Source organism: Gilliamella sp. ESL0443, from assembly GCF_019469165.1.
Classification (GTDB): Bacteria; Pseudomonadota; Gammaproteobacteria; order Enterobacterales; family Orbaceae; genus Gilliamella; species Gilliamella apicola_E.
Genome location: NZ_CP048263.1, coordinates 799,666 through 824,148 on the forward strand (window position 1 = coordinate 799,666; position 24,483 = coordinate 824,148).

27 protein-coding genes are annotated in these 24,483 nt (G+C 36.5%); 9 read left to right on the forward strand and 18 right to left on the reverse strand.

Going from position 1 to position 24,483, the window contains the following annotated elements; all coding sequences use genetic code 11:
• Positions 1 to 57: 57 nt before the first annotated feature.
• Complete coding sequence (locus tag GYM76_RS03580) at positions 58 to 570, reverse strand: hypothetical protein (protein ID WP_065562668.1); 513 nt, start codon at positions 568 to 570, stop codon at positions 58 to 60.
• Positions 571 to 591: 21 nt separating this feature from the next.
• Complete coding sequence (locus tag GYM76_RS03585) at positions 592 to 771, reverse strand: hypothetical protein (protein WP_065733934.1); 180 nt, start codon at positions 769 to 771, stop codon at positions 592 to 594.
• A gap of 163 nt (positions 772 to 934) precedes the next feature.
• On the opposite strand from GYM76_RS03585, the gene GYM76_RS03590 reads away from it, so the two are divergent.
• Positions 935 to 1,429 carry a glycine zipper 2TM domain-containing protein gene (locus tag GYM76_RS03590; protein ID WP_065733935.1) on the forward strand — a complete coding sequence of 165 codons (495 nt, stop codon included), beginning with the start codon at positions 935 to 937 and terminating at the stop codon, positions 1,427 to 1,429.
• Positions 1,430 to 1,651: 222 nt separating this feature from the next.
• The gene (gene gloA / locus GYM76_RS03595; RefSeq protein ID WP_255561379.1) at positions 1,652 to 2,059 is read left to right on the forward strand and encodes a lactoylglutathione lyase; all 408 of its coding nucleotides are present in this window, start codon (positions 1,652 to 1,654) and stop codon (positions 2,057 to 2,059) included.
• 43 nt (positions 2,060 to 2,102) lie between these two features.
• On the opposite strand, the gene gmk is transcribed toward gloA, so the two are convergent.
• Complete coding sequence (gmk, locus tag GYM76_RS03600) at positions 2,103 to 2,732, reverse strand: guanylate kinase (RefSeq protein ID WP_220225925.1); 630 nt, start codon at positions 2,730 to 2,732, stop codon at positions 2,103 to 2,105.
• A 170-nt stretch (positions 2,733 to 2,902) separates the two neighbouring features.
• Between gmk and GYM76_RS03605 the strand changes: the two genes are divergently transcribed.
• Together GYM76_RS03605 and GYM76_RS03610 are read left to right on the forward strand one after the other, a co-directional pair.
• Positions 2,903 to 3,598, forward strand: a complete 696-nt coding sequence (locus GYM76_RS03605) for an AzlC family ABC transporter permease (RefSeq protein WP_220225926.1) — start codon at positions 2,903 to 2,905, stop codon at positions 3,596 to 3,598.
• Complete coding sequence (locus GYM76_RS03610; RefSeq protein WP_220225927.1) at positions 3,595 to 3,918, forward strand: AzlD domain-containing protein; 324 nt, start codon at positions 3,595 to 3,597, stop codon at positions 3,916 to 3,918. The genes GYM76_RS03605 and GYM76_RS03610 overlap by 4 nt, the downstream gene beginning before the upstream one ends.
• Positions 3,919 to 3,957: 39 nt before the next feature.
• Here GYM76_RS03610 and GYM76_RS03615 read toward each other — a convergent pair whose 3' ends face one another.
• The 8 genes from GYM76_RS03615 to GYM76_RS03650 form a co-directional block, all read right to left on the reverse strand.
• Entirely contained in the window at positions 3,958 to 4,851 is an 894-nt protein-coding gene (locus GYM76_RS03615; RefSeq protein WP_220225928.1) for a heme biosynthesis HemY N-terminal domain-containing protein, read from the reverse strand.
• Positions 4,852 to 4,861: 10 nt separating this feature from the next.
• The gene (locus GYM76_RS03620) at positions 4,862 to 6,217 is read right to left on the reverse strand and encodes a uroporphyrinogen-III C-methyltransferase (RefSeq protein WP_220225929.1); all 1,356 of its coding nucleotides are present in this window, start codon (positions 6,215 to 6,217) and stop codon (positions 4,862 to 4,864) included.
• Between the two features lie 8 nt (positions 6,218 to 6,225).
• Positions 6,226 to 6,966, reverse strand: coding sequence for a uroporphyrinogen-III synthase (locus tag GYM76_RS03625; RefSeq protein WP_255561405.1), 741 nt, complete (start codon positions 6,964 to 6,966; stop codon positions 6,226 to 6,228).
• Entirely contained in the window at positions 6,966 to 7,895 is a 930-nt protein-coding gene (hemC, locus tag GYM76_RS03630) for a hydroxymethylbilane synthase (protein ID WP_065562659.1), read from the reverse strand. The genes GYM76_RS03625 and hemC overlap by 1 nt, the downstream gene beginning before the upstream one ends.
• Before the next feature lie 112 nt (positions 7,896 to 8,007).
• A complete protein-coding gene (gene purB, locus GYM76_RS03635) occupies positions 8,008 to 9,375 on the reverse strand; it encodes an adenylosuccinate lyase (RefSeq protein ID WP_220225931.1) in 1,368 nt (455 codons plus the stop codon).
• 37 nt (positions 9,376 to 9,412) lie between these two features.
• Entirely contained in the window at positions 9,413 to 10,054 is a 642-nt protein-coding gene (gene hflD / locus GYM76_RS03640) for a high frequency lysogenization protein HflD (protein WP_220225932.1), read from the reverse strand.
• A 1-nt stretch (position 10,055) separates the two neighbouring features.
• The gene (gene mnmA, locus GYM76_RS03645) at positions 10,056 to 11,174 is read right to left on the reverse strand and encodes a tRNA 2-thiouridine(34) synthase MnmA (protein WP_220225933.1); all 1,119 of its coding nucleotides are present in this window, start codon (positions 11,172 to 11,174) and stop codon (positions 10,056 to 10,058) included.
• 219 nt (positions 11,175 to 11,393) lie between these two features.
• Positions 11,394 to 12,080: a LexA family transcriptional regulator gene (locus GYM76_RS03650; protein WP_220225934.1), complete on the reverse strand. Its 687-nt coding sequence runs from the start codon at positions 12,078 to 12,080 to the stop codon at positions 11,394 to 11,396.
• Positions 12,081 to 12,235: 155 nt separating this feature from the next.
• Here GYM76_RS03650 and GYM76_RS03655 point away from each other — a divergent pair, with 155 nt between their 5' ends.
• Positions 12,236 to 12,463, forward strand: a complete 228-nt coding sequence (locus GYM76_RS03655) for a helix-turn-helix domain-containing protein (protein ID WP_065562654.1) — start codon at positions 12,236 to 12,238, stop codon at positions 12,461 to 12,463.
• 54 nt (positions 12,464 to 12,517) lie between these two features.
• Here GYM76_RS03655 and tpiA read toward each other — a convergent pair whose 3' ends face one another.
• Complete coding sequence (gene tpiA, locus GYM76_RS03660; RefSeq protein ID WP_065733946.1) at positions 12,518 to 13,282, reverse strand: triose-phosphate isomerase; 765 nt, start codon at positions 13,280 to 13,282, stop codon at positions 12,518 to 12,520.
• Between the two features lie 100 nt (positions 13,283 to 13,382).
• Between tpiA and zapB the strand changes: the two genes are divergently transcribed.
• The 4 genes from zapB (at position 13,383) to GYM76_RS03680 (ending at position 16,837) form a co-directional block, all read left to right on the forward strand.
• Positions 13,383 to 13,628 (forward strand): cell division protein ZapB, encoded by a 246-nt coding sequence (gene zapB, locus GYM76_RS03665; RefSeq protein ID WP_065562652.1) that lies wholly within the window; start codon positions 13,383 to 13,385, stop codon positions 13,626 to 13,628.
• A 75-nt stretch (positions 13,629 to 13,703) separates the two neighbouring features.
• Positions 13,704 to 15,005: a DUF2868 domain-containing protein gene (locus tag GYM76_RS03670; RefSeq protein ID WP_220225935.1), complete on the forward strand. Its 1,302-nt coding sequence runs from the start codon at positions 13,704 to 13,706 to the stop codon at positions 15,003 to 15,005.
• Between the two features lies 1 nt (position 15,006).
• Entirely contained in the window at positions 15,007 to 16,365 is a 1,359-nt protein-coding gene (locus GYM76_RS03675) for a DUF3482 domain-containing protein (protein ID WP_220225936.1), read from the forward strand.
• On the forward strand, positions 16,313 to 16,837 hold the full coding sequence (locus tag GYM76_RS03680; protein ID WP_081299493.1) for a C40 family peptidase: 525 nt from the start codon (positions 16,313 to 16,315) through the stop codon (positions 16,835 to 16,837). The genes GYM76_RS03675 and GYM76_RS03680 overlap by 53 nt, the downstream gene beginning before the upstream one ends.
• Before the next feature lie 123 nt (positions 16,838 to 16,960).
• Here the strand turns inward: GYM76_RS03680 and nifJ are convergent, their stop codons facing one another.
• From nifJ to gshB, 6 genes are all read right to left on the reverse strand, one after another.
• A complete protein-coding gene (nifJ, locus tag GYM76_RS03685; protein ID WP_220225937.1) occupies positions 16,961 to 20,497 on the reverse strand; it encodes a pyruvate:ferredoxin (flavodoxin) oxidoreductase in 3,537 nt (1,178 codons plus the stop codon).
• A gap of 309 nt (positions 20,498 to 20,806) precedes the next feature.
• Positions 20,807 to 21,844 carry a phosphoribosylformylglycinamidine cyclo-ligase gene (gene purM / locus GYM76_RS03690; RefSeq protein WP_220225938.1) on the reverse strand — a complete coding sequence of 346 codons (1,038 nt, stop codon included), beginning with the start codon at positions 21,842 to 21,844 and terminating at the stop codon, positions 20,807 to 20,809.
• A gap of 90 nt (positions 21,845 to 21,934) precedes the next feature.
• A complete protein-coding gene (ruvX, locus tag GYM76_RS03695; protein WP_065562647.1) occupies positions 21,935 to 22,354 on the reverse strand; it encodes a Holliday junction resolvase RuvX in 420 nt (139 codons plus the stop codon).
• 3 nt (positions 22,355 to 22,357) lie between these two features.
• Positions 22,358 to 22,915, reverse strand: coding sequence for a YqgE/AlgH family protein (locus tag GYM76_RS03700; protein ID WP_220225939.1), 558 nt, complete (start codon positions 22,913 to 22,915; stop codon positions 22,358 to 22,360).
• Positions 22,916 to 22,935: 20 nt separating this feature from the next.
• Positions 22,936 to 23,388, reverse strand: coding sequence for a GNAT family N-acetyltransferase (locus GYM76_RS03705; RefSeq protein WP_220225940.1), 453 nt, complete (start codon positions 23,386 to 23,388; stop codon positions 22,936 to 22,938).
• A gap of 4 nt (positions 23,389 to 23,392) precedes the next feature.
• Positions 23,393 to 24,349 (reverse strand): glutathione synthase, encoded by a 957-nt coding sequence (gene gshB, locus GYM76_RS03710; RefSeq protein WP_220225941.1) that lies wholly within the window; start codon positions 24,347 to 24,349, stop codon positions 23,393 to 23,395.
• Between the last annotated feature and the right edge of the window lie 134 nt (positions 24,350 to 24,483).

Below are 24,483 nucleotides of genomic sequence, written 5' to 3' on the forward strand. Positions count from 1 at the left end.
TTTTTACTCCTCTTTCACAATTCGTTTTATTCACTTTTGTGTTCATTGCGTGAATTTTTATTTACTTGATGGTGAGAATGCATGAGTCACTTGGTTTATCATGCTTTCTGATATTCCCATGTCACTCATAATCGATTCAATAATGAGTATTTTACGAGCAGTATTGGTGTTGCTAATGACCCAGTATGGGGTGCCAATGATTTCTCGTGGTTTGGTATTTTTACCTGAGGTTTCAAGTGCTTTTTTGTCTTTAGCTAGGTATTGACGCTTTCTACCATGGAGTGAGGTCGCTGCAATGGAGAATAGTGCTGAGTTGTAGTTGTATAGCGCGTTTAATACCGTTAAAAATCGACTGATGGTAGATCTTTCTTTTGTAAATCTTTCACTTTTAATGAGGTTTTCAATAACTGAATAATTGTTTTCAGTGAGTTCTGATGGGGCAATTTCGATTGCTGACAATTGGTTGAACTTTAATAATCGTCTTAAAATACTTGAAGCATCTTCACCTATATGTTGAGTTTGACCTGCAATAAATTGATAAAGTTCTTCGTCGATTTCGATAGTTTTCATGCTGTTATTTTGCCTATAAAATTATTTTACTGGACAACCATCAGCTGCGATGGCGTCAAGATTTAAATTCGGTTTGTCATTCATACAATCAAGCTTAGATTGATGAGTGACGGTTTCATTTTTCGTCGTTGCTTTTTGATTTTCATCATGACAGGCAGTTATCATAACTGATAATATTAAAGGAAAAAATAACCGTTTCATGTACTTATTGTATGGTAGATTAACTATTGAGCTGAGTATAACCTAAGTTGATTATAAATTGTATTATCAAATGATAAAATTGTGAAAATGATGTTGTCGTTTTTGCAAAAGAATATTATGCTATTAGAGGTATAAAATTTTATACTCAATATATGAGGAATAAATTATGAAAAAAATCGTCACATTAACTATACTAGCAGCAATTTTATCTGGGTGCAGTAATAGTGATATTTATTCTGGCGATGTTTATACAACCGATCAAGCTAAGCAAGTTCAACAAGTAAGTTATGGTACAGTTGTTGCTGTAAGAGCTGTGAAGATTCAAGCTAACTCTGATGGCAAAAATGGTGGCAATGTTGCGGGTCCTTTAGGCGGCGCAGTCATCGGGGGAGTATTAGGTAATACAATTGGTAATGGTACTGGGCGAATTTTAGCTGCAGCTACCGGTGCTGTAGGTGGTGCAATTTTAGGTGATGCTATCGAAAACAAAGCAAGCCAAGCTGCAGCGGTTGAATTAGAAATCAAACAAGATAAAGGTTCAACGATTGTTATTGTTCAAAAAGGTGATGCTAAGCAGTTTTACCCTGGTCAAAAAGTGAAACTGATCTCTAACGGTAAACGTATTAGTGCAGCACCAAAATATAATTCAAGATATTAAAGGTTCCTTTTCAAATCTTACTGATTTGTTCGCCTTCACTTATTGTATGATTCGTGAAGGCATTTTTTTTCTTCTCTTTCTTCCATTTTTTCCTTTTTTCCCATTTTACCTATTTTTAAATTCTCTTAATTGATTATTTTGTCAGCATAAAAATTTGCTTGGTTTGGTGCAAATAGATAAACTCAAGTTAGATGTTTAATTGTAATAAGGAACAGTACTGCAATGCGTATTTTACATACTATGATCCGCGTCGGCGATCTAAAACGTTCAATTGATTTTTATACTCGTATAATGGGAATGAAGTTGCTTAGAACAAGTGAGAATCCTGAATATCAATACTCGCTTGCTTTTGTTGGTTATAGTGATGAGTCTGAAAGTTCGGTGATTGAGTTGACCTATAATTGGGGGACGGATAAATATGATCATGGTACGGCGTTTGGTCATATTGCTATTGGGGTTGATGATGTGGCTAAGATGTGCGAAGACGTTCGTCAAGCGGGTGGTCGTGTGACTCGTGAGGCGGGGCCGGTTAAAGGTGGTAAGACGATTATTGCTTTTGTTGAAGATCCCGATGGTTATAAGCTGGAGTTAATTCAAAATAGCCAAGCGTCTGAAGCGTTAGGTAATTAGTACGTTATATCGCCGATTTTTCGGCGATTTTTTTTCAATTCTATTAGTATGTTGGTGCAAGCAGGTCATCAATAAGTTGTTGGTGTGTGATGGTTTGTTTTGCTTGCTCAAGACTCGCTGTTGTCATAATGGCATTAAGTGCTGTTAATGATTCATCAAAATCATCATTTATTATGATGTAGTCATATTCGTTATAATGCGATATTTCAGATTGGGCTTTGTGCATTCTTTTGCTGATGATATTCGCGTCGTCTTGGCCTCGTTTAATCAGTCTATTTTCAAGCTCTTTTAGTGATGGCGGTAAAATGAAGATGCTTTTTGATTCAGGCATTTGTTGTCTTACTTGCTGTGCACCTTGCCAATCGATATCAAGAAAGACATTTATTCCTTGCTGTAATGATTGTTCGATTTCAGCTTTGGATGTGCCATAGTAGTGGTCAAAGACGTGAGCATATTCAACAAAGGCATTTTGTTTTATAAGTGATTCAAATTCTTGATTGTCTACAAAATAGTAGTGTTCACCTTGTTTTTCGCCCGGTCTTGGGTTTCTGGTTGTATGAGAGATTGAAACTTTAGCCGGATGGTGATTAGTTTGTGCTAAATAGGCGCGAATCAGGCTTGATTTGCCTGCACCACTTGGTGCTGAAATGATAAATAAAGTGCCTGTATACATAAATAATTTTACCGTAATATAATAAATAGTTTTAATAGAGCGTTGTTATACTCTATTATAGCAAAGTTTGATTATAAAATGCGGTTAATTGTTTTTAGTCTAATTAATTGTCTGCAATCTAATCTTTATTATTATAATTATTCAGGATATCAGTTTGTAAGGAATGAAAGATGTCATTAACGTTTGAAGATGGTGTGCGCGCCTGTATTCCCACCTTATTGGGGTATATTGGAATTGGTATCGCTGCGGGTGTAGTGGGTAAAGCCTCTAATTTGTCAGTGTTAGAAATCACCTTGATGGCTGCTATCATTTATGCGGGTGCATCGCAATTTATCATCACGGGTTTAATGATTGTAGCAACTCCGATTTCGGCTGTGATATTTACTGTTTTTTTGGTTAATTCACGCCATTTTTTGATGAGTATGGCTACTGCACCTGCTTTTCGGCGTTTTTCGCTTTTAAATAATATTGGGATTGGTAGCTTATTAACCGATGAGAGTTTTGCGGTTGCGATGAATGCCATTGCTAATAAAACGCCGATCAATCCGCCTTGGATGCATGGGCTGAATGTTACTGCTTATTTGGCGTGGATATTATCCTGTTTAGTTGGTGCATTGATTGGCGAGTGGTTGCCGAATCCTGCTCAGTTTGGTTTAGATTATACATTAGTTGCGATGTTTATTGGTTTATTATATTTGCAGTTAACTGGTGATAAAACAAAAACCATTAGAAATCTGATTATTGCAATGTTAACTGTAACTGTGGTGCTGGTCTTTTTATTGCGATTTGTATCGTCCGAAATGGCAATATTATTTAGTACTTTTGCTGGCTGCTTTATGGGTATTATTGTGGAGCGTAAAGCATGAGTTTGTATAGTTTGTTGATTATTTTGGGGAGTGGTGTGGTGACTTGGTTACCGCGAGTTATTCCATTTTTATTAGTTAGAAAATTGCAATTGCCTGAAATCGTGATTCGTTTTCTATCTTATGTGCCTATCTGTATTTTAACTGCGCTATTTGTGCAAAATTTGTTTATTGTTAAGCAAGGTGAGTTTCCTACTTTTAATTTGGAATATTGTTTAGCCGCTGTGCCAACTATTATTGTGGCGGTATTGACACGAAACCTGATGTGGGTGGTGATTACGGGCATGAGTTGTATGGCTTTGATTCGGTATTTTATTCTCTAGCGATAAATAAAAAACAGGGCGATTGCCCTGTTTTTTATGTCAACATTGTTCTTTTTGCTCTAATCGCATGATGTTTCTTTTTAGTCTTTCAGCTTCGGCGGTTTGACCTAATTGAGTTAGGTAGTTGGCCATTGCTTTTTGATTGGCAAGATTGTTAATGATAGATTTTGGTTGTTTTTTCCACCATTTTATTAAAGCTAAAGAATCAATATCCGTAGATAACTGTTTTATACGACCAATATAAGCCGCTTGTTTGAACTGATCGAGTTGCGAATCAGGGTAAGCTTTGGTTTTGTATAAGATCGGTAACAGTTCTATCACCGCTTGATAATCTTGTGATTCATAATATAGCTGGTCTGCTAATTTTAGGAGCTCAATGTTACGCGGTTTTTCGTTTAGCAGTTTTTCGATTGTGATTTTGGCTGAGCTATATTCGTGATTTTTGATTTGTAACCGAATTTGTACAAGCTGAAAAGCAAATAATTCATTTGGTTGACAACTTTTAGCTGCTTGCTCTAAAGATTGATTAGCGGCGATAAGTTGGTCATCATCAATTTGTGCTTGAGCAGCAAGTAAGTAAGATAGTGTCGAACTTTTTGCTCCTTTGGCACTTTTCATAAATAGTTTTGCTGCTTGTCGGTAATCACCTTCTAATAAATAAAATTGCGCTTGTTCAATACGTTTAATTGATTTTTTTGGCGATCGTAATCTAAACCAATTACCCAATTTGGTATTGAAGATTTTAGAGAATAATTTATAGATTAAGTATAGGCAGAGCAAACCAATGATTTGCAAAATCATAAATGAGTTAAATGACATGCTGATACGATATTTGGCAACTTCGAATACCGCAGAACCTTGGTGGCCTTCAAACAATGGCCCAAGGAAAAATCCACCAACTAATACTAGGAATATAATGAGTATTTTGAACATTATTATTCTCCTATTTACCTAATATCGATTTAACGCGGGTTTGCATTAATTTTTCAAGTTCAGTAATGCTGTCGAGTTTATCAGGTATATTTTGGTTACTGATTGGTTGGTTTTGTAAGTTTTCAAGCTCATCTATGAATGCTTTTACGCTAGGGGCATTGCCATCAAAATAAGCATTGACCCAAATTGCGGTATCATTTAGTGCTTGTTGATAAATGAGTTCTTGATGTCTTGGTACTGCTTGAGCAGCAATCAATAAACGGAAACGGATGTTTTCGCGCAGGTAAAGTGATTGTTCTGCACTAAGTGGTGTTTTTAGGATCTGGCATTTTACAATTTGTTTTTCGTCACTTCCTGCTTTTTCTAGACACTCAGAAAAATGGTTATCTTTTACATCTAACTTTTCAATTTTGATGAATTTATCCATAAATGTTGAAGCATTAGCAAATAAATTATCTGACCAATCATCTGTTGAATGGGTAACATTATCTGCTGAAGTATTGGCGTTGTTAGCAAGGGTGTCGTCATGTTGATTCATACCCAGATCGATATCTTTATAGTTTCCAACTAATGGTAATTCTGTTATTGATTCAGTTAAACCAAGTAATTTTAGGATTATGCCATCAGCGTCAACAAAAGTGACTTGAGATAGTGAGTTAATATCTTTGGTGATGGCTTGTCGAGCAGGGAGTAAGCTTGGATCATTTGTTTTCGCTAAGCTTTCATCTGCACTTTTGAGTAATAAACGGGCGCTGGTGTAGTCTTGATCGCTCCAGATTTTTCTTCCAGCTAAATGCACTAGGTAGTTTGCTTGCGAGATGAGCCAAACGTTGTTATCCAGAGTCGATACAGCTGCTAAACGTTCGTTGAGGCTGTTTAGATTTTGCTCGTTTAATTTATTGGTATCGTTAACTTGTTCAGTAAGTTGCTGTTGAGCTTTTTGGTTGTCGCTTAATTGACGGTCAACGCGTTGTGTTAATAATGAAAACTGTTGGTTTTGTTTATTGATGGCATCATCAATATTACTTTGAAGATCTTTAATTATACTTGCTTTGGTATGTTGTTTTAAATTGGCAATTTCAGTTTGTAGCGTTGAGATTTCATGTGTTTGGTTTTGAAGCTGTCTATAACCTTGAAAATAGATCAATCCACCTAAGCAAACTGTTAATCCGATGGCGAGTATTGAGAGTTTTGATACTGGCGCTTTTAGCGTATTGACTGATGGCTCAGGTTGAGGACTAGAAGGTTTTGTCTCTTTTTTATTTATATTCATCATATTATTCGCTTCTGTCTTTTTTATTTGGCTAAATGAAGTGGTGCTGATGTTTGATAGTGTTGCATTGGCACCATAATATCTAGATGGCATAAATTACCTCATTTAGATTTTTGAGAAATATTTTCCGCATTATGACATAGAGTTATCATTGTTTTAAATAAAAATTCATTATTTGCGCTAACAATTTGTAAAACGTTATGCCATTTTAGTTGCTTGGCTTTTTCGAATATCCGTGGGCTAGTTACCACCAATTGTGCTTCATATTTATGTTTATTTTGGCAATATGTGTCGAGTTGGAGTAGGTGATCGACACTTGTTACGAGTAGGATTTGTTGAGCAATATCATCAGTTAGTATGTTGGCTGGATATTGAATTGGTTGACGAAAATAACATTGTATTGAGGTCACGTTTGCTTTTTGTTGCAACTCTTGAGACAGCAATTGCCGTCCATTGTTTCCACACAAAATTAAAACGGAACGGCCTTGCAAGTCAGTCAATAGTGGTAATAATCCCTCACTATGTTCTTCATTTGGATAATCAACGTGAACGTCAGCTTGTTGACTAAACAATTGAGCTGACTTTTTGCCAATGGCAAAATAGCGTAGATGTTTAGGAAAGCTTAGATTAGGTTGATGTTCTTTTATCATATAGCTGACTTGTGGCGATACCACAATTACGATATCTGATGGCGCAAGTTGGTTAAGCTGTTGTTGAAGGCTATTTAGTCCGTGACCTGCTAAGATTTTGAATAATGGGAGATGGGTTGCCGGAATATTTGCTTGATTTAATTGCTGGGTTAGCTTATCCCCTTCGGGGGAAGGGCGAGTAATATAAATCATCAATCAATTATTTCCGCTAAAATTTTATCAGCTCCTTTGGCTAACAATTCTGATGCCAGTTGTTGACCTAAGGTTTCAGGCTCGGTTGCTGATTTGGTTAGCGTCGCTTTAATGATTTTGCTTCCATCAATACTACCAACTAACCCGGTTAAAGTTAATAAATCATTCGTTAATTGACTATAGCAGGCGATTGGCACTTGGCAACCACCTTGTAAGGCTTGATTCATTGCTCTTTCTGCTTGGATACAAATCCGGCTGTTTTTATCGTCTAGAGGTGCAAGTAATTTAAGAATCGTGTCATCATTTGATCGGGTTTCAATGCCAACCGCACCTTGCCCAACCGCCGGTAAGATTAGATCTGTTGTTATATATTGTTTGATTCGTTCTTGTAATCCTAATCGCTTTAAACCGACAGCAGCGAGGATGATTGCATCGTATTGTTGATCGTCTAATTTCGCTAGACGAGAGCCTACATTTCCACGTAAATCTTTTATAATGAGATGTGGATATTTTGCTCGCAATTGACATTGGCGTCTTAGACTTGAGGTACCTACAATGGCACCTTGCGGTAAATCGTCCAAGCTTTGATATTGGTTTGATATGAGTGCATCACGTACGTCATCGCGTTGGCAGATGGTTGATAGGGTTAGTCCCTCCGGGAATTGGGCGGGAATATCTTTTATTGAGTGAACAGCAATATCAGCTTCGTTGTTTAATATGGCTTGCTCTAGTTGCTTTACAAATAATCCTTTTCCACCAATTTTTGACAGTGGACTATCTAAAAGCACATCACCTTTGGTTACCATAGGAAGCAGTTCCACGGTCAGATCGCTATGGATAGCTGTCAGTTGTTCTTTTACATAGTTAGCCTGCCAAAGTGCTAAGGGGCTTTTACGAGTGGCGATGCGAATTTTCAATGGTGTTTCCATTCCTTTCAAATCTTTGTTTATCTTTTCTTTAACTCTTGAGTCGATTTGCCTAAAGTTTTGAACGCTTTAGGCATGAAGACATTTTTATTTTTTTACGGTTTAAATGTGCCGCTTAAAGTTCATCGACAAAACGAATTGCATAACCAATATAATTTGCCGGTGTTAATTGTTTTAATCTTGCTTTTTCATGTTCAGGTAAAGCTAACGAGTCAATGAATTGTTGCATTCCTTGTGCATCAACACGTTTACCGCGAGTGAGTTCTTTTAATTTTTCGTATGGTTTTTCGATACCATAACGGCGCATTACGGTTTGAATTGGTTCGGCTAGCACTTCCCAATTACGGTTAAGCTCTTCAAGTAGATATTCTTGATTGACTTCAAGCTTATTTAAGCCTTTTAGGGTCGATTGATAAGCGATGATCGCATAACCAATACCTACACCAAGGTTACGTAATACTGTTGAGTCAGTTAAATCTCGTTGCCAACGAGAAATAGGTAGTTTGCTACCCAAGTGACTCATAATAGCGTTAGCTATGCCTAAGTTACCTTCAGAGTTTTCAAAATCAATTGGGTTAACTTTGTGTGGCATGGTTGACGATCCGATCTCACCAGCGATGGTTTTTTGTTTGAAATGATTTAGTGCAATATAACCCCAAACATCACGATCAAAGTCGATCATGATGGTATTGAAACGTGCAACACAATCAAAATATTCGGCAATATAATCATGTGGTTCAATTTGTGTGGTGTATGGATTCCATTGTAATCCCAATGATGTGACAAATTCTTCACTAAATTTGTGCCAATTGATTTGTGGGTAAGCCACCATGTGTGCATTATAGTTACCTGTCGCCCCATTGATTTTACCTAGAATTTCAATTGACTGTAGTTGTTTAAGTTGTCTTTTTAAACGGTAGGCTACATTAGCAAACTCTTTACCAATGGTAGATGGTGTAGCGGGTTGTCCGTGCGTTCTTGATAGCAATGGCAGATCACGATAAGCTTTAGCTTGAGCGGTGATAATATCAATCAATTTATTCCAATAAGGAACGATTACTGTATCTCGAGCTGCTTTTAGCATTAATGCGTAAGATAGATTGTTAATATCTTCTGAGGTACAGGCAAAGTGGATAAATTCGTTAATAGCTTGTAGCTCTTCGTTACTGTTTACTTTCTCTTTTAGGAAATATTCAACCGCTTTAACATCATGGTTTGTGGTTTTTTCGATGGTTTTAATGCGTAGTGCATCTTGTTCATCAAAGTTTTCTACAATTTGGTTAAGGTGTTTAGTGGCAAGCTCACTTAAAGCTGGAACCTCCAGAATATCTGCTTGGCTAGCTAATTTTTGTAGCCAACGTACTTCAACTTGAACGCGATATTTTAATAAACCATATTCACTAAAAATTGTGCGTAATTCTGTTGTTTTGTCACCATAACGACCATCAATTGGTGATAGGGCGGTTAGAGCAGATAATTCCATCGGTTTTACTCCGTTGCTATTTTTTAATTTAATAACTTTATTGATTAATTTCTTTTAATAACTCTTGCGCTGCATTAGCTATTCGTTTGCGACTTAATAGGAATTGGAAGCGACTTCCTCCAACTTGATACCATAAAATGGCCGAGCGAACACAACTCAATAGTGAAGATCTGACTTTGGCTTGAACTAATGAATTTTGTAGATATTCAGCTTTACCTACCACTTTGATTTTTGTTGCTAACGGGCTGATGATATCAGAATAGATTCCAGCTAATGAATAAGAGAGATCGTCAATATGATTGTCGATTGTTTCATTATTCATTTCAGGATACAGGCCTGATATTCGTTGTAAACGCTGATCTATTTTATCTAACGCTTCATTATTTTTTAATAGTTTGCTGGTAATACTTAAGGTGCCAAAAAGGTAACGAATCAGTTCAACATGCTGTTTTTGGTTGGAGGAAAGTAGGGTGATAAGTGTCTCTAACCCTGTTTTGATATTGTTTATACCATCATAAACATCATCAGTGTTTTTTGGTGATGTGTTGAATATGCTTTTTATCGATACTTGATAAATTGTAGTATTACAAACCCCAGTATTAGCAAGCTGGGGGATAAGTGTTGCGCTTTGTGTCGCGCCGGCAAGAGCTATTGCAATATGATGGTATTTATTGTTCACTTTAATGCTCCTTATTGCTTATAATTCGTTCCTCAATAATTCCACCGCCAAGGCAAACTTCATTTTGATAAAACACTGCTGATTGTCCTGGTGTGACGGCAGCAACAGGTTTGTCAAACATAACTTCAATTTTATCTTCACCTAGTGGTGTAACACAACAAGAGATATCTTGTTGACGATAGCGCGTTTTAACTGTGCAGTGAAATGGTTGGGTAACAATTTTACGATCAACCCAGTGCAGTTGTTGGGCAATTAAACCATTTGAAAATAGTGCTGGATGGTCATGACCTTGAGCAACAATTAATTCGTTATTTTTAATATCTTTATTAACTACGTACCATGGAGTGTCGTCGGCTTGTTTTAGACCACCAATGCCAAGCCCTTTGCGTTGACCTAATGTGTGGTACATTAATCCTTGGTGTTGACCAATAACTTCACCATTTACGGTTCGAATAACGCCTGATTGTGCAGGTAAATAACGCGCTAAGAAGTCACTAAATTTTCGTTCTCCGATAAAACAGATACCTGTTGAGTCTTTTTTGGCTGCAGTTGCTAAGCCAAGTTGCTCTGCTATCTTTCTTACTTGTGGTTTTTCAAGTTCGCCAACAGGAAATAAACTTTGACGAATTTGGTCTTCACTAAGCGTATATAAAAAATAACTCTGATCTTTGTTGTTGTCGATTCCACGGAGTAATTCAACTTTGTCGCCATTTTCGCGTTTACGGACATAATGACCTGTCGCAATATAATCTGCATTTAAATCTTCTGCTGCATATTCAAGAAATGCTTTAAATTTGATCTCTTTATTACATAAAATATCTGGATTCGGCGTTCGCCCAGCTTTGTATTCAGACAAAAAATGTTCAAAGACATTGTCCCAATATTCTGCAGCAAAGTTGATGGTATGGAGTTTAATATTTAATTTGTCACAGACTGCTTGTGCATCAGCAAGGTCGATAGCTGCAGAGCAATATTCTTCTGTGTCATCTTCTTCCCAATTTTTCATAAATAGACCAACAACATCATAGCCTTGTTGTTGTAATAAATAAGCAGAAACGGAAGAATCTACGCCGCCAGACATGCCGACAACGACTTTTTTTCGAGTGTTTACATTTGGCATAATAACTAAATTAATGGGCAAAAATTTTGTGGTGATTTTAGCATAATTAAGGCTAAATGTATAAGGTTATGCTATGTGGAATGTGATTAGATTGCTTAATTTTATTAATGACATTTTTATTACAATGTTGTTCGCAGAAAAAAATGTAATATCGAGTGATAAAAAACTCCATTGATTTGCATCAATGGAGTAAAAATAAAAAAAAGCGCTATGGCAATATTAATTGAGATTTTTCAATAAATAGATTACATGACCAATTATTTTAAAATCTTTTTGCTCATTTTTCGCTTTCGTAATAGTCGGGTATTTTGGGTTGTCTGAAATCAATAACAGATTTGAACCTTGATTTTGAATTCGTTTAATAGTAATTTGATCGTCATATTGTACAGTATAGAGGAAACCATCAACTGGTTTATTATTTGCTGTATTAATAATGACTATATCATGATTGGATATAGTTGGTTCCATACAATCACCTTTAGCCCAAACAGCAGCAAGATCATCTGCTTCACAACCTTGATGTTTAGTTAAAGTGAGATCAAATGGGATCGTATCTAAAATTGTGAATGCGTTAATGGTTTCGTTCTTATTAAGAAACGGAACATTCACTGTACCTCGGCTTAGCGTTTCAGGTAGTAATCGACATTCACCTTTACCTGTTGCTAACCATTCAATTGACACATCGCATTTATCTGCGATAGTAGCCAACCGACTGAGTGATGGATAGGTTTTTCCACTTAAGTAATCACGGATTACGGCTTCGGACATACCAACACTTCTGGCAAATGCATTGCCTGAGCGACCTTCTAATAGGAGAGTTAATCGGTTTTTAAAAGTTTCAATACAAGTATCGTTAAGTGTTCGTGTTTTTTCTTTGGTTTTTTGTTTTTTTTCTTTAGTTTCCATTATATTTCATTCCATTTTCGGTGTTTTTTTTGTTTTTATTGTTTTAATTCGTTTTTTTATGTGCTATTCTTTGCCGGTAACTTTTTATCGTTCTAGAATCGTAACACCGATAATCTTTACAATAGCAAAAAATTTAACCAATAGAGGATCTCATAATGAGAGAACAAGATCAAGACTGGACACCATCAAGAGTTGTAGGTGAAATTAAAATTCGAGGCGGAAATTTAAGGGCGCTTTCACGTTCAAGTGGTTTACAGGCTGATACTTTACGTAATGCTTTATATCGTCATTGTCCAAAATATGAACGTATTATCTCTGAATATTTGCAAGTGCCTGTTGAAAAAATTTGGCCATCTAGGTATGAAAATAAGGTTAAAAAATAAGTTACAAAGTTTAAAAGAAGACGCCTTCTATAGGCGTCTTTTTTATTTTAATTCTTATTTTTTAGCTTGTTCTGCTGCTCTAACAATCGCTGCAAAAGCATCTGCTTTTAATGAAGCTCCACCAACTAATGCACCATCAATATCTGGTTGAGTGAATAGTTCTGCTGCATTTTTGTCATTTACAGAACCACCGTATTGAATTATAACTTGTTTAGCGACAGCGGCATCTTGTTTTGCAATGTGGTCACGAATAAATTTATGTACTGCTTGCGCTTGAGCTGGAGTTGCAGATTTTCCAGTCCCAATTGCCCAAACTGGTTCATAAGCAATTACTGCACCATTAAATGCTTGAACACCTAATGCATTAATTACTGCATCAATTTGACGAGCACATACTGCTTGAGTTTGACCTGCTTCGTTTTCAGCTTCTGTTTCACCAATACATAGTACAGGAACGAGTCCAGCTTCTTTTAATACACCGAATTTTTGAGCGATAAATTCATCTGATTCTTTATGATAAGTACGACGTTCAGAGTGACCAATGATCACGTGAGTCACACCGATTTCTTTTAACATAGTGGCTGAGACTTCACCAGTATAAGCACCTGAAAGATGAACACCAACATCTTGTGCGCCTAAAAGAATAGTTGAGCCACCTAATTGATGTTTAACGAAATCTAAGTACACAGTCGGTGGTGCAATTGCAATATCGCAGTTTGCTTCAGTTGATAGCTCAGCTCTTAGTCCTGCAACTAAGTCTTTAGCCATTTCGATACTTCCATTGAGTTTCCAGTTACCCATTACGAGTGGTTTTCGCATAATTTTCTCCAACTTAAGATTTAAAAAGGTGTTGATTTCAGAATGAATTCGTTATAATACTCCTTATTATACACCAAATAAATTGAGCTTGAGGAAAAATATGTCATTAGAAATATTGAATCAATTAGAAACTAAAATTCAAAACACTGTAAACACTATTAATACCTTGAAAGAAGAGATTTCGAGATTAAAGCAAGGCAATCATGAACTTGAACAATTAATTAATGATAGTTCAGATGAGATGAAAGCATTACGTGACGAAAATGAGAAGTTAAAACAAGATCAACAAGTTTGGCAACAACGTATTCAAACCCTTTTAAGCAAAATTGGTGAAATAACCCAGTAAATGATTCAATTTTTTTAACGCGACTTAGGTCGCGTTTCTTTTATGACGACTAATTAATGTGAAGATGATATTTAAATGCGCGAACAGCTAAAATCTTTATGGCTTACTCAAACCATCCATTTAATAGAATCCGAATCAGGTCGATTTGCTGATCAAGATATTAATCGACAAGTTAAAGCTATGCCAACCTCTTTGGTTAACCGTATCATTACCCGCGCAACGATACTGTCTAAACAAAATGGTTTATATTCTGCGCAAAAGGTTATTTTACGTTCTATTAAAATTTCTTTCTGTTTATTACTGTTAATTTCGATTTTTTTAGGTGGTTCATTAACATTTAGCGCTTTGAGTCAAAATCCAATCAATTTGTATTGGGCGCTATTGTGTTTATTAGGTGTTCATTTTATTACGCTCATTATTTGGATTGGTTCATTTTTTTTCTTTTCTCGCTTTGGTGGTAGTTTATTAATCCATTGTTGGTTGTGGATAGCCCAAAAGCTTTATCAAAAAAAGACTGTGCAACAGCTTGTACCGGCTTTTATCACTTTATTTGGTTCTTCAATCCGTTGGTTGCTTGGTTTTGTTCTGAATCTTTTTTGGGTCGTTATTTTATGTAGTGCTTTATTCGTTTTATTGATGCTATTTTCAACTCAGCACTACAGTTTTGAGTGGAAAACTACTTTATTAAGTTCTGATACCATTATTAAGTTAACTCATTATTTAGGTTATGTTCCATCTTTGTTTGGTTTTCCGATTCCAAATGATGATGTGATTAAGCTTAGTGAACACGCTTTAAGTGAGGGTGACATTCGTTCTTCTTGGGCGATTTGGCTATTAGGTGTTTTTATCTGTTATGGATTAGCCGTTCGATTTCTATTAATGACTTTTTGTGGCATCGCTTGGATTGTGAGTAGCCGAAAAATTAAATTAAATTTGGATGATCCTGACTTTCAAATCCTATCCCAACAATTACAGCCACTTTTAACCCAAATGGTGGATGAAGATAAGTTAGGCGAACCTAAATGGCAACTACCAATCTCACAGATTGAAGAAGGAAGTGGTGTCTATTTAGTGGCTGTGGATGTAGATGAGAGTTGGAATCCACCGCATGACGGGCATTTTTACGGATTTTTAAATACTCGTGAGCTGCGAAATGCAATATTAGATCTTTTGCAATTAAAACCAGCGTATAAAGTGTTAATTGCAATCGATACTGATCGAGCACCAGATCGCGGGGTATTAAATTTTGTTCAACAATTAATGAATAAATCACAGCAAAGTCGAATATGGTTTATTAATCAAGGTAAACAATTACATAATTGGCAATCGTTATCTTTACCGTTAGCTAATCCTAGCTGGTTAGATCAGGATAATTAATATGATAACTTCATTGAAATTAGCGATAGTTGGACATGCAAATTTTGGTAAAACTTCACTTTTGCGTGCATTAATAAGAGATAGTCATTTTGGTGATGTTTCTGATAAGCCAGGTACTACTAGACATGTAGAGTCAATCAAACTTCCACTAGCGGATAACACCGACATCACTTTTTATGATACACCTGGATTTGAAGACAGTTTGGCGCTTTATGACTATATCAATCAACTTGTATCGCCTAATAGTAAGCTTGATGGAGTCGATAAATTAACGATTTTTTTACAAAGCCCAGAAGCTGAAAACCTCTTCAATCAAGAAGCAAAAGTAATCCGACAGGTGTTAAATTGTGATGCTGCTATCTATGTGATCGACGTGCGAGAGCCAGTTCTACCTAAATATCACGATGAATTAGCTATCTTAACCAATAGCGATAAACCGATTCTTGCAGTACTTAACTTCATTTCTGCTGAGGAACAGAATGAAAAGGAATGGAAAAGATTGCTTTCAAGAATGGGTATTCATGCTATCATTGGGTTCAACGCTGTTTTTCCACCCTTATACGGTGAAGAAAAATTGTACAATAGCTTGGCGTTATTGGTTGAACCAGCAAAAAAAATATTGGATAATTGGCTAGTTAATATTGCTGAAACTCGTGAATCACGTAATCGTACAGCTAACCAAATCATTGCAGAAGCATTAGTTGATGTGACTGCTTTTTATGAAATGGCAAAATCTGATGATAAGCAAGCTGTCGCTGACATGCAAAATAAAGTCAGGAAACGTGAACAGAAAGCAATTAATGATTTATTGAAGCTCTATCAATTCGATTCAACTCAAGAGAGTGAAGAGAATTTGCCTTTAATCAAAGGCCGTTATAATGCAGACTTGTTTAATCTTGATGCATTAAAAACGATGGGGGTTCACTTGACCAAAGGTTTTGTGTCGGGCGCTACAATCGGTGCTAGCATTGATTTAGCAACTGGTGGATTATCATTTGGTTCAGCTGCGTTAATAGGTGCAGCCGTTGGTAGTTTAATGCAAACTGCTAAGCATTATGGATCGAGAATGCGCTATCAGCTTTCTGGATTTAGTAAACTAAGTGTTGATGATGTGATCATTTGTTTTCTTTCTTTACGATTAGTTCAGCTTAAAGAGAGTTTAAATTTTCGCAGCCACGCGAACCTTAGCCCAATTAAGTTGTCTAAACTTGATGAGCATAAGTGGCAAAAAGGCGTTTTACCTAAAAGTTTAAAGGTAGCAAGACGTTATTCGCAGTGGTCTACGTTGAATAAAGGAACAAGAAGAAATGACAAGAAAAGACAATCGATTATTAACGAAGTTGCGCAGCAGCTGCGGTAGCGTTAAAAAGCGATTATTAGTAAGCTCACTAATTTTATCATTATTCGTATTATTTGGTTGTAGTAGCAGTCATAGCCAAGTATCAGTTAAATCTGATCCTGTGATGTTAGCCAAAATTGAACAGCACTACTCAAAATGGAAGAGAACACCTTACCGTTATGGTGGTACTACTTTAGCTGGTAGTGATTGTTCTGGTTTAGTTATGAACTTCTACAAAAATAGATTACAAAAGACCCTTCCAAGAAGTGCTGCTGAACAAGCTAAATTAGGTTATAAAGTTACCACGCCTAAAGCGGGTGATTTAGTCTTCTTCAAAACTGGACGTAGTCGTAGCGGATTACATGTTGGTATTTATTATGCAGATGGTAAATTCTTACATGCTTCAACTTCAAAAGGTGTTATCTATTCAAATCTGAATGAAGATTACTGGAAAAAACATTACTGGATGACACGTCGTGTGACTGGTCGTTAAAAAAGTTTAATAAATATAATAAAAAACTCTCTATATTTAGAGAGTTTTTTTTATTCCCAAAAATTGGATCTTCATTAATAATGATTAAACGGATTAATTTAACCAATTAATCCGTTTTTAGATTTAGCTGTCAGCTGGCGTTTCTATATCGGAATAGGTTGCTAGCATCTGCAAGAATTTAAATTTGGAATTAACCATTTTCGCAGATTGCTCATGCAAGGTATTAGCAATCACTGGCTCAAGTGTTTCTAAACGACGGAATCGCTGTTCTTTGAGTAACACATCAGATAATGATTCACTGTTTGGTGCTTTTGAGTCTAGCACTAGACCCGGTTTTCCTTCTTGCATACGACGAGGATCATAACGGTATAGTGGCCAAAAACCTGATTTTACTAAATATTTCATTTGTTCATGAGATTTAGATAAATCATAACCATGTTCTTCACAAGGACTATAAGCAATAACGAGAGAAGGGCCGTTATAGGCTTCAGCTTCTTGTAATGCTTTTAGGGTTTGATTTAGTTGTGAGCCTAAGGCAACTTGAGCAACATAAACGTGACCATACATCATCACACTCACACCTAGATCTTTACGGGCTTTATTTTTACCTAAATCAGCAAATTTTGATACAGCACCCATTGGTGTAGCCTTTGATTGTTGACCACCAGTATTTGAGTAGCATTGAGTATCAAGAACTAAGATATTTACGTTTTCAGTGAGACTCATTACATGGTCTAATCCACCAAACCCAATATCATATGCCCAACCATCACCACCAATTGCCCATACTGATTTATCAATTAAGTAGTCAGCATCTTGTATTAGCTCTTTAGCTTCCGATGAGGTTAAATGAGCTAATTGTTGACGCAGTAAATTGACTTGCGTACGTTTTTCATCAATTGAAAGATCCGGAGATTGTAAATTGATTACAATTTCTGGTGAAATTTCGCCTGCAACATGTTCCAACAAACGTAATGCTCGTTTTTTATGTTGGTTATAGGTAATTCGATAGCCAAGGGCGAATTCGGCATTATCTTCAAATAATGAATTTGCCCATGCTGGTCCTCGACCATTACGATCGGTGGTATATGGTGTTGACGGTAAATTACCCCCATAAATTGATGAACAACCGGTGGCATTAGCAATAGCGAGATGATCACCATATAATTGCGTTAATAATTTGATGTAAGGTGTTTCACCACAACCCGCACATGCACCAGAATATTCAAATAATGGTGTTAATAGTTGCGATGTGCGTATATCTATACGTTCGAGGTTTTTTATTTCACGATCTGGTAGTGCAGTAAAGTACTCGTAATTAGTCCGCTGTGTTTCAAGATTATCAATGCGCGACTGCATATTGATAGCTTTGATATCAAAGTTATTGCGGTCACGTGAAGGACAAACTTCAACACACAAATTACATCCAGTACAATCTTCAGGCGCAACTTGTAATACGTAGCGTTGACCTTTCATATCTCGCGCTTTCACTTCTAGTGAGCTTAACGATTCTGGTGCATTAACTATTTCACTAACCACTTTGGCTCGAATAGCCGCATGAGGACAAGCTACTACACAATGGTTACATTGGGTACAAAGTTCGGGTTTCCAAATTGGAATTTCTTCCGCAATGTTGCGTTTTTCCCATTTGGTGGTACCAACTGGCCATGTTCCATCGGGCGGGAACGCCGAAACGGGTAAAGTATCACCTAAGCCGGCTAACATTGTTGCAGTAACCATTTTAACAAAATCAGGCGCATTGCTTGGTACGACTGATGGGCGCAATGGGCTACTTTCATCAACACAACTTAATGGAATTTGTTCAAGTGATGCGATGGCTAAATCAAGCGCTTTCCAGTTATTTTCAACAATATCTTGCCCTTTACTGCTATAACTTTTGGCAATAACTTCTTTCAGTTGAGTGATACTGAAATCATTTTTAAATATTTCAGATAAATGGAAGAAAGCGGCTTGCATTACGGTATTTATTCTTGCCCCTAAGTTACATTCTCGAGCAATTTTAGCCGCGTTGATAATATAAAAGTGTGCTCTTTTCTTAATTAATTGAACTTGAACTTCTTTGGGTAATCTATGCCAGACTTCATCCTTACTATAAGGCGTATTAAGCAAAAAGATTCCATCGTCTTTCAATCTTTCAACGATCTGATACTTGTCAATAAACTGATCTTGATGACAACCAATAAAATGAGCACTGGTGATTAAATAAGGTGAATCAATAGGCTTAAGGTTGACTCTAAGATGAGAGGTTGTTAAACCACCTGCCTTTTTCGAGTCATAAACAAAATAACCTTGAACATAAAACGGTGAGTTATCACCAATAATTTTAATATTATTTTTTGTTGCAGATACGGTTCCATCACTTCCCAAACCATAAAATAATGCTTCAAGTGCCGATTTTTTTGGTATTGATTGTTCTGGTAATGGTAATGATAATCCAGTTATGTCATCGTAAATACCAACAGTAAATCGAGGTTTTGGCTTCTCAGTTGCTAATTCATTAAAAATAGCTAATACCGAGCGAGGATCGAACTCTTTCGAAGATAGACCATAACGACCACCAATAATTTGTGGTAAATAACTACGTTCACCGCGAGAAAAACTTTCAGCAAATGCTGTCATTACATCTAAATAAAGTGGTTCTGCTTGAGCGCCTGGTTCTTTGGTGCGATCCATCACCGCGATTTTTTTTACGGTTTGAGGAATAATATCAAGCAGATGTTTTGCTGAAAAAGGGCGGTATAATCTGACGATGACTACGCCAACTTTTTCATCATTTTTGATTAGATGATCAACCACTTCTTTGGTGGTACTGACCCCCGACCCCATAATAACAATAATACGTTGCGCATCTTCTGCGCCATAATATTCGAAAGGTTTGTATTTTCTACCTGTCTCTTTTTCAAATGCCTGCATCGCATCAACAACATGGTTGTAAGCATTGTCATAATAGGGATTAATGGCTTCACGACATTGGAAGTAGGTATCAGGATTAGCTGATGTCCCGCGTATTACCGGCTTATCTGGTGTTAATGCGCGAGCACGAAAAGCTTCAATAGCTTGATTAGGTAGTAAGTTACGAATTTGTTCATCACTGATTGGGTAAATTTTATTGACCTCATGTGAGGTTCTAAATCCATCAAAAAAGTGGACAAATGGTACACGACTATTGAGTGTTGCTATTTGTGAAATTAACGCTAAATCTTGAGCCTCTTGCACCGAGCTAGAACAAAGCATGGCGAAACCAGTTTGCCTGATTGACATGACATCTGAATGGTCACCAAAAATAGATAATGCATGAGTTGCAACAGTACGAGCAGCAACGTGTAAAACAAATGGTGTTAATTCTCCCGCTATTTTGTATAGCGAAGGAATCATTAATAGTAAACCTTGTGATGAGGTAAATGATGTTGCTAGTGCGCCAGTCATTAATGCGCCATGCACGGTCGAGATTGCGCCAGCTTCGGATTGCATCTCAACTACTTTTGGGGTATCACCAAATACGTTGGGCTTATTAAATTCTGCCCATGTGCTGGCTTGCTCAGCCATTGATGAACTCGGTGTAATTGGATAAATAGCAATGACTTCGTTTGCACGATATGCGACAGATGACACCGCACTATTAGCATCTGATATGATCATTAAAAAACCTTGTATTTTATCGTTTTATGACATTACTTAATTATTATATTTTTTGACTATTGTACCAGAAAGTAAGATAGCTTTTAGTTATTTTTGTGTTAAATTTTTCCGTTATGACTATCTGTTTTTAATCATTACCAAGCGAATTATCATTGGTAAATCGAATTGCAAAAGTTGATGATTAAGCTAACTTAACAAGTTATTTAAGTTGAAGATTTTTTGAAGGTTTATCAATGAGTAGTATCAATAGCATTGATTAGATAAAAAGTTTATATTATCCAAATGGTTGGATAATATAAACGAATAGTATTATTTAATAATTACACGCTCAGTGGATGATGATGTTTTTATTTCACCTAGTAGCCAAGCTTTTTCACCATGCTCATTAAGCAAATTGATGGCTTGGTCAGCTAACTGTTTTGGTAAAGCGATGATTAAACCAACGCCACAGTTGAAAGTACGATACATTTCATGGCGACTGACATTACCAGCTTGTTGTAACCAATTGAAGATTGACGGCCATTGCCAGCTTGATTCATCAATAATCGCTTGAGTGTTATCCGGTAAAACACGAGGAATGTTCTCCCAAAAGCCACCACCAGTAATATGGGCAATTGCATGAACTTCGATATTGGAAATCAAATCGAGAACAGATTTGACATAAATTTTGGTTGGAGCAAGTAGATGATCAGCTAATGGTTTTCCATCTAATTGTTCAGTAGCTGGATTTACACCACTCACTTCAATTATTTTTCGAACTAAAGAGTAGCCATTAGAGTGGGCGCCACTTGATGCAAGAGCAATTAAAGCGTCACCATCTTGTACTTTACTCCCATCAATCATTTCTGCTTTTTCAACTACGCCAACACAAAAGCCGGCTAAGTCATAATCATCACCGTGATACATTCCTGGCATTTCAGCTGTTTCACCACCAACTAAAGCGCAGCCTGCTTGTTTACAACCTTCAGCGATACCTGTAACGACTGTTGCTGCAACATCAACATTAAGTTTGCCTGTTGCATAGTAATCTAAGAAGAATAACGGCTCCGCACCTTGAACAATCAAATCATTAACGCACATTGCAACTAAATCAATACCAATTGATTCATGGCGGTTTAAATCCATTGCCAGACGTAATTTTGTGCCAACACCATCAGTTCCTGATACTAAAATAGGTTGCTTATATTTTTGCGGAATTGCACATAATGCACCAAAACCACCTAGTCCCCCCATAACTTCAGGACGTTTGGTCTCTTTTACAACAGATTTAATGCGATTTACCAGTTCATTGCCTGCATCGATATCGACACCGGCATCTTTATAGCTAAGAGATTTGTTATTTGACACGGGAGCAGTCCTTACAGTAGAAAAATTGTTTGATATTTTAGCAAGGATGAAATTTATTAGCGACTAATTATTGATAAAATAACTTATTAATTAAAGAGATTCATTGTTCTCAAACCAACTCTCTAAAATAATAATGGCAGAAGTTGCATCAACATGACCTTTTTCAAGCGCCCGATAACCACGTGAAGCAAAAATGTGTGATTTAGCCTCAACTGTGGATAATCGTTCATCTTGTAGATGTACTTGATAACCAAACATACCATGCAAACGGTTAGCAAATTTGCGAGCTCTAGCGGTTAAAGGTTGTTCTGTGCCATCCATATTTAGCGGTAGTCCAACCACTAAATAATCGGGTTTCCATTCATTAAGTACTTTTTCAATCGCTTGCCAATTAGGTATTCCATCACGAGCTTTAAATGAACAAAGTGGGTTAGCGGTTTTGGTGATGTCCTGACCAATAGCTGCACCAATACTTGCAGTACCAAAATCAAATGCAATAATAGTTGCCATTGCCTATGCATTACCCATTTGGTGAGAAATAGTACTGATATTAATGCCCAATGATTCAGCCGCTTTTTTCCAACGATCCTCAATAGCCACTTCAAAGATAATTTGTGGATCAACTTCAGTAACTAACCAGTCATTTTTGGCAACCTCACTTTCAAGTTGTAATGATTGCCAACTTGAGTATCCCAGTGCTAAAAAGATATCTTTTGGTTGTTCTGGAGAGCCAATCGATTTCAATGCGTCAAGTGATGTGGTTATCATCACATCATCAGAAATCTGTATACTTGATGCAAACCCCTTATGAGGAGTGTGTAAAATAAAACCTTGCTCCTCGGCAAGTGGTCCACCACAAAATACTGGGTGCTCAAGTTCAGCACAACTTTTTGAGGCAGTGATTTCAAGACGGGACAATACGGTTTCAACATTGAGATCTATAATAGGCTTATTCAAAATAATACCCATTGCACCATCACGATTATGTTCACAGATATACACAACAGAACGACTAAATACTGAATCATGTAGTGTTGGCATTGCAATAATAAAATGATTTTTTAAATTCATACGCTCACATTGTTGTTAAATTATAATGCACATTTACCAATTTTGACTTTATGTTCTACATTACAACGCATTAATACTTCTGGATGATTGGTTTCTTCGTTAATTGATTCACCAATAATTTCAAAATCCTGCGATAAGTAAAAGTTAATCGCATCACTATTTTGTTTATACACATGTACCAATAATTCATTGTGGCGCTGTTTTGCTTTTTCAACTAGCGCAGCTCCGGTTCCTTGATGACGAAAACCTTCTTCAACAAAGAGTCCAGAAATATAATCCTCAGTTAAACCTATAAAACCTACTACGCCATTAAGATCTTGAACATAGATAGTTGACATTGGAATCAACATTTTAACTATATCGTAGTTCTGTTTAAAAAATTCAAGATCAATAAAGTTGTGAGCTTGTTCATTACCTTGTAGCCATATCTTCATAATGGCTTCTAAATCTTTTGGTTGGTATTCTCTAATCATTTTTTTAACTCTTCTTATTTAATCTTGATTCAATCGCGTCCATTAAAAGCCCAGTGATTGATAAATCTGGATGGGCAGTTTCAATTTCTCGTACACAAGTTGGACTAGTGACGTTAATTTCAGTTAATTTATCCCCAATTACATCAAGTCCGACAAATAAAAGTCCTTTTTGTTTTAATGTTGGTCCAATACTGTTGGCAATTTTCCAATCACTATCACTTAAAGCTCTTACTTCACCATGTCCACCAGCGGCTAAGTTTCCACGTGTTTCACCTTTTTGAGGTATCCGCGCCAAACAATAAGGAACCGGAACACCATCGACAACTAAAATACGTTTATCACCATCTTTTATTGCTGGGATAAAATTTTGCGCCATACAGTAACGAGTATTATGCTCGGTAAGTGTTTCAATTATCACAGACACATTGGGATCATCTTGTTTGATTCTAAAAATTGACGAACCACCCATACCATCAAGTGGTTTTAAAATAATGTCATGGAATTGTTGATGGAAAGCCTTAATTTGTGATGTTTGGCGAGTAACTAAAGTTTCCGGCGTAAAATCAGCAAACCAAGCAGTAAATAATTTTTCATTACAATCACGTAAGCTTTGTGGCTTATTAACCACTAATACGCCTTTATCTTCAGCGCGTTCTAAAATATAAGTCGCATAGATAAATTCGGTATCAAAAGGCGGATCTTTACGCATTAGTATCACATCGAGTTCACTTAATGCTATTATTTGCTCGTCACCAAAATCAAACCAATGTTCACTATTGTTATGAACTGTTAGTATACGAGTGGTTGCACTTGCTTCACCATTACGTAAAAACAGATCATTCATCTCCATATAATAGAGTTGATAACCTCGCTTTTGTGCTTCAAGCAGCATAGCAAAGCTGGTATCTTTTTTTAATTTGATATGGCTGATGGGGTCCATAACAATACCAAGTTTAATCATGTTGACTCCTTACTGATTTTATCTGATTGCATTGAATTTGCTGTTGATGACTTGCACGCTTTTCTACCTATTTAATATTGCTTATGAGAAAACAAAGCCGAGCGTGGTTTTAGCAATAAAAATCAAGTTTTGAA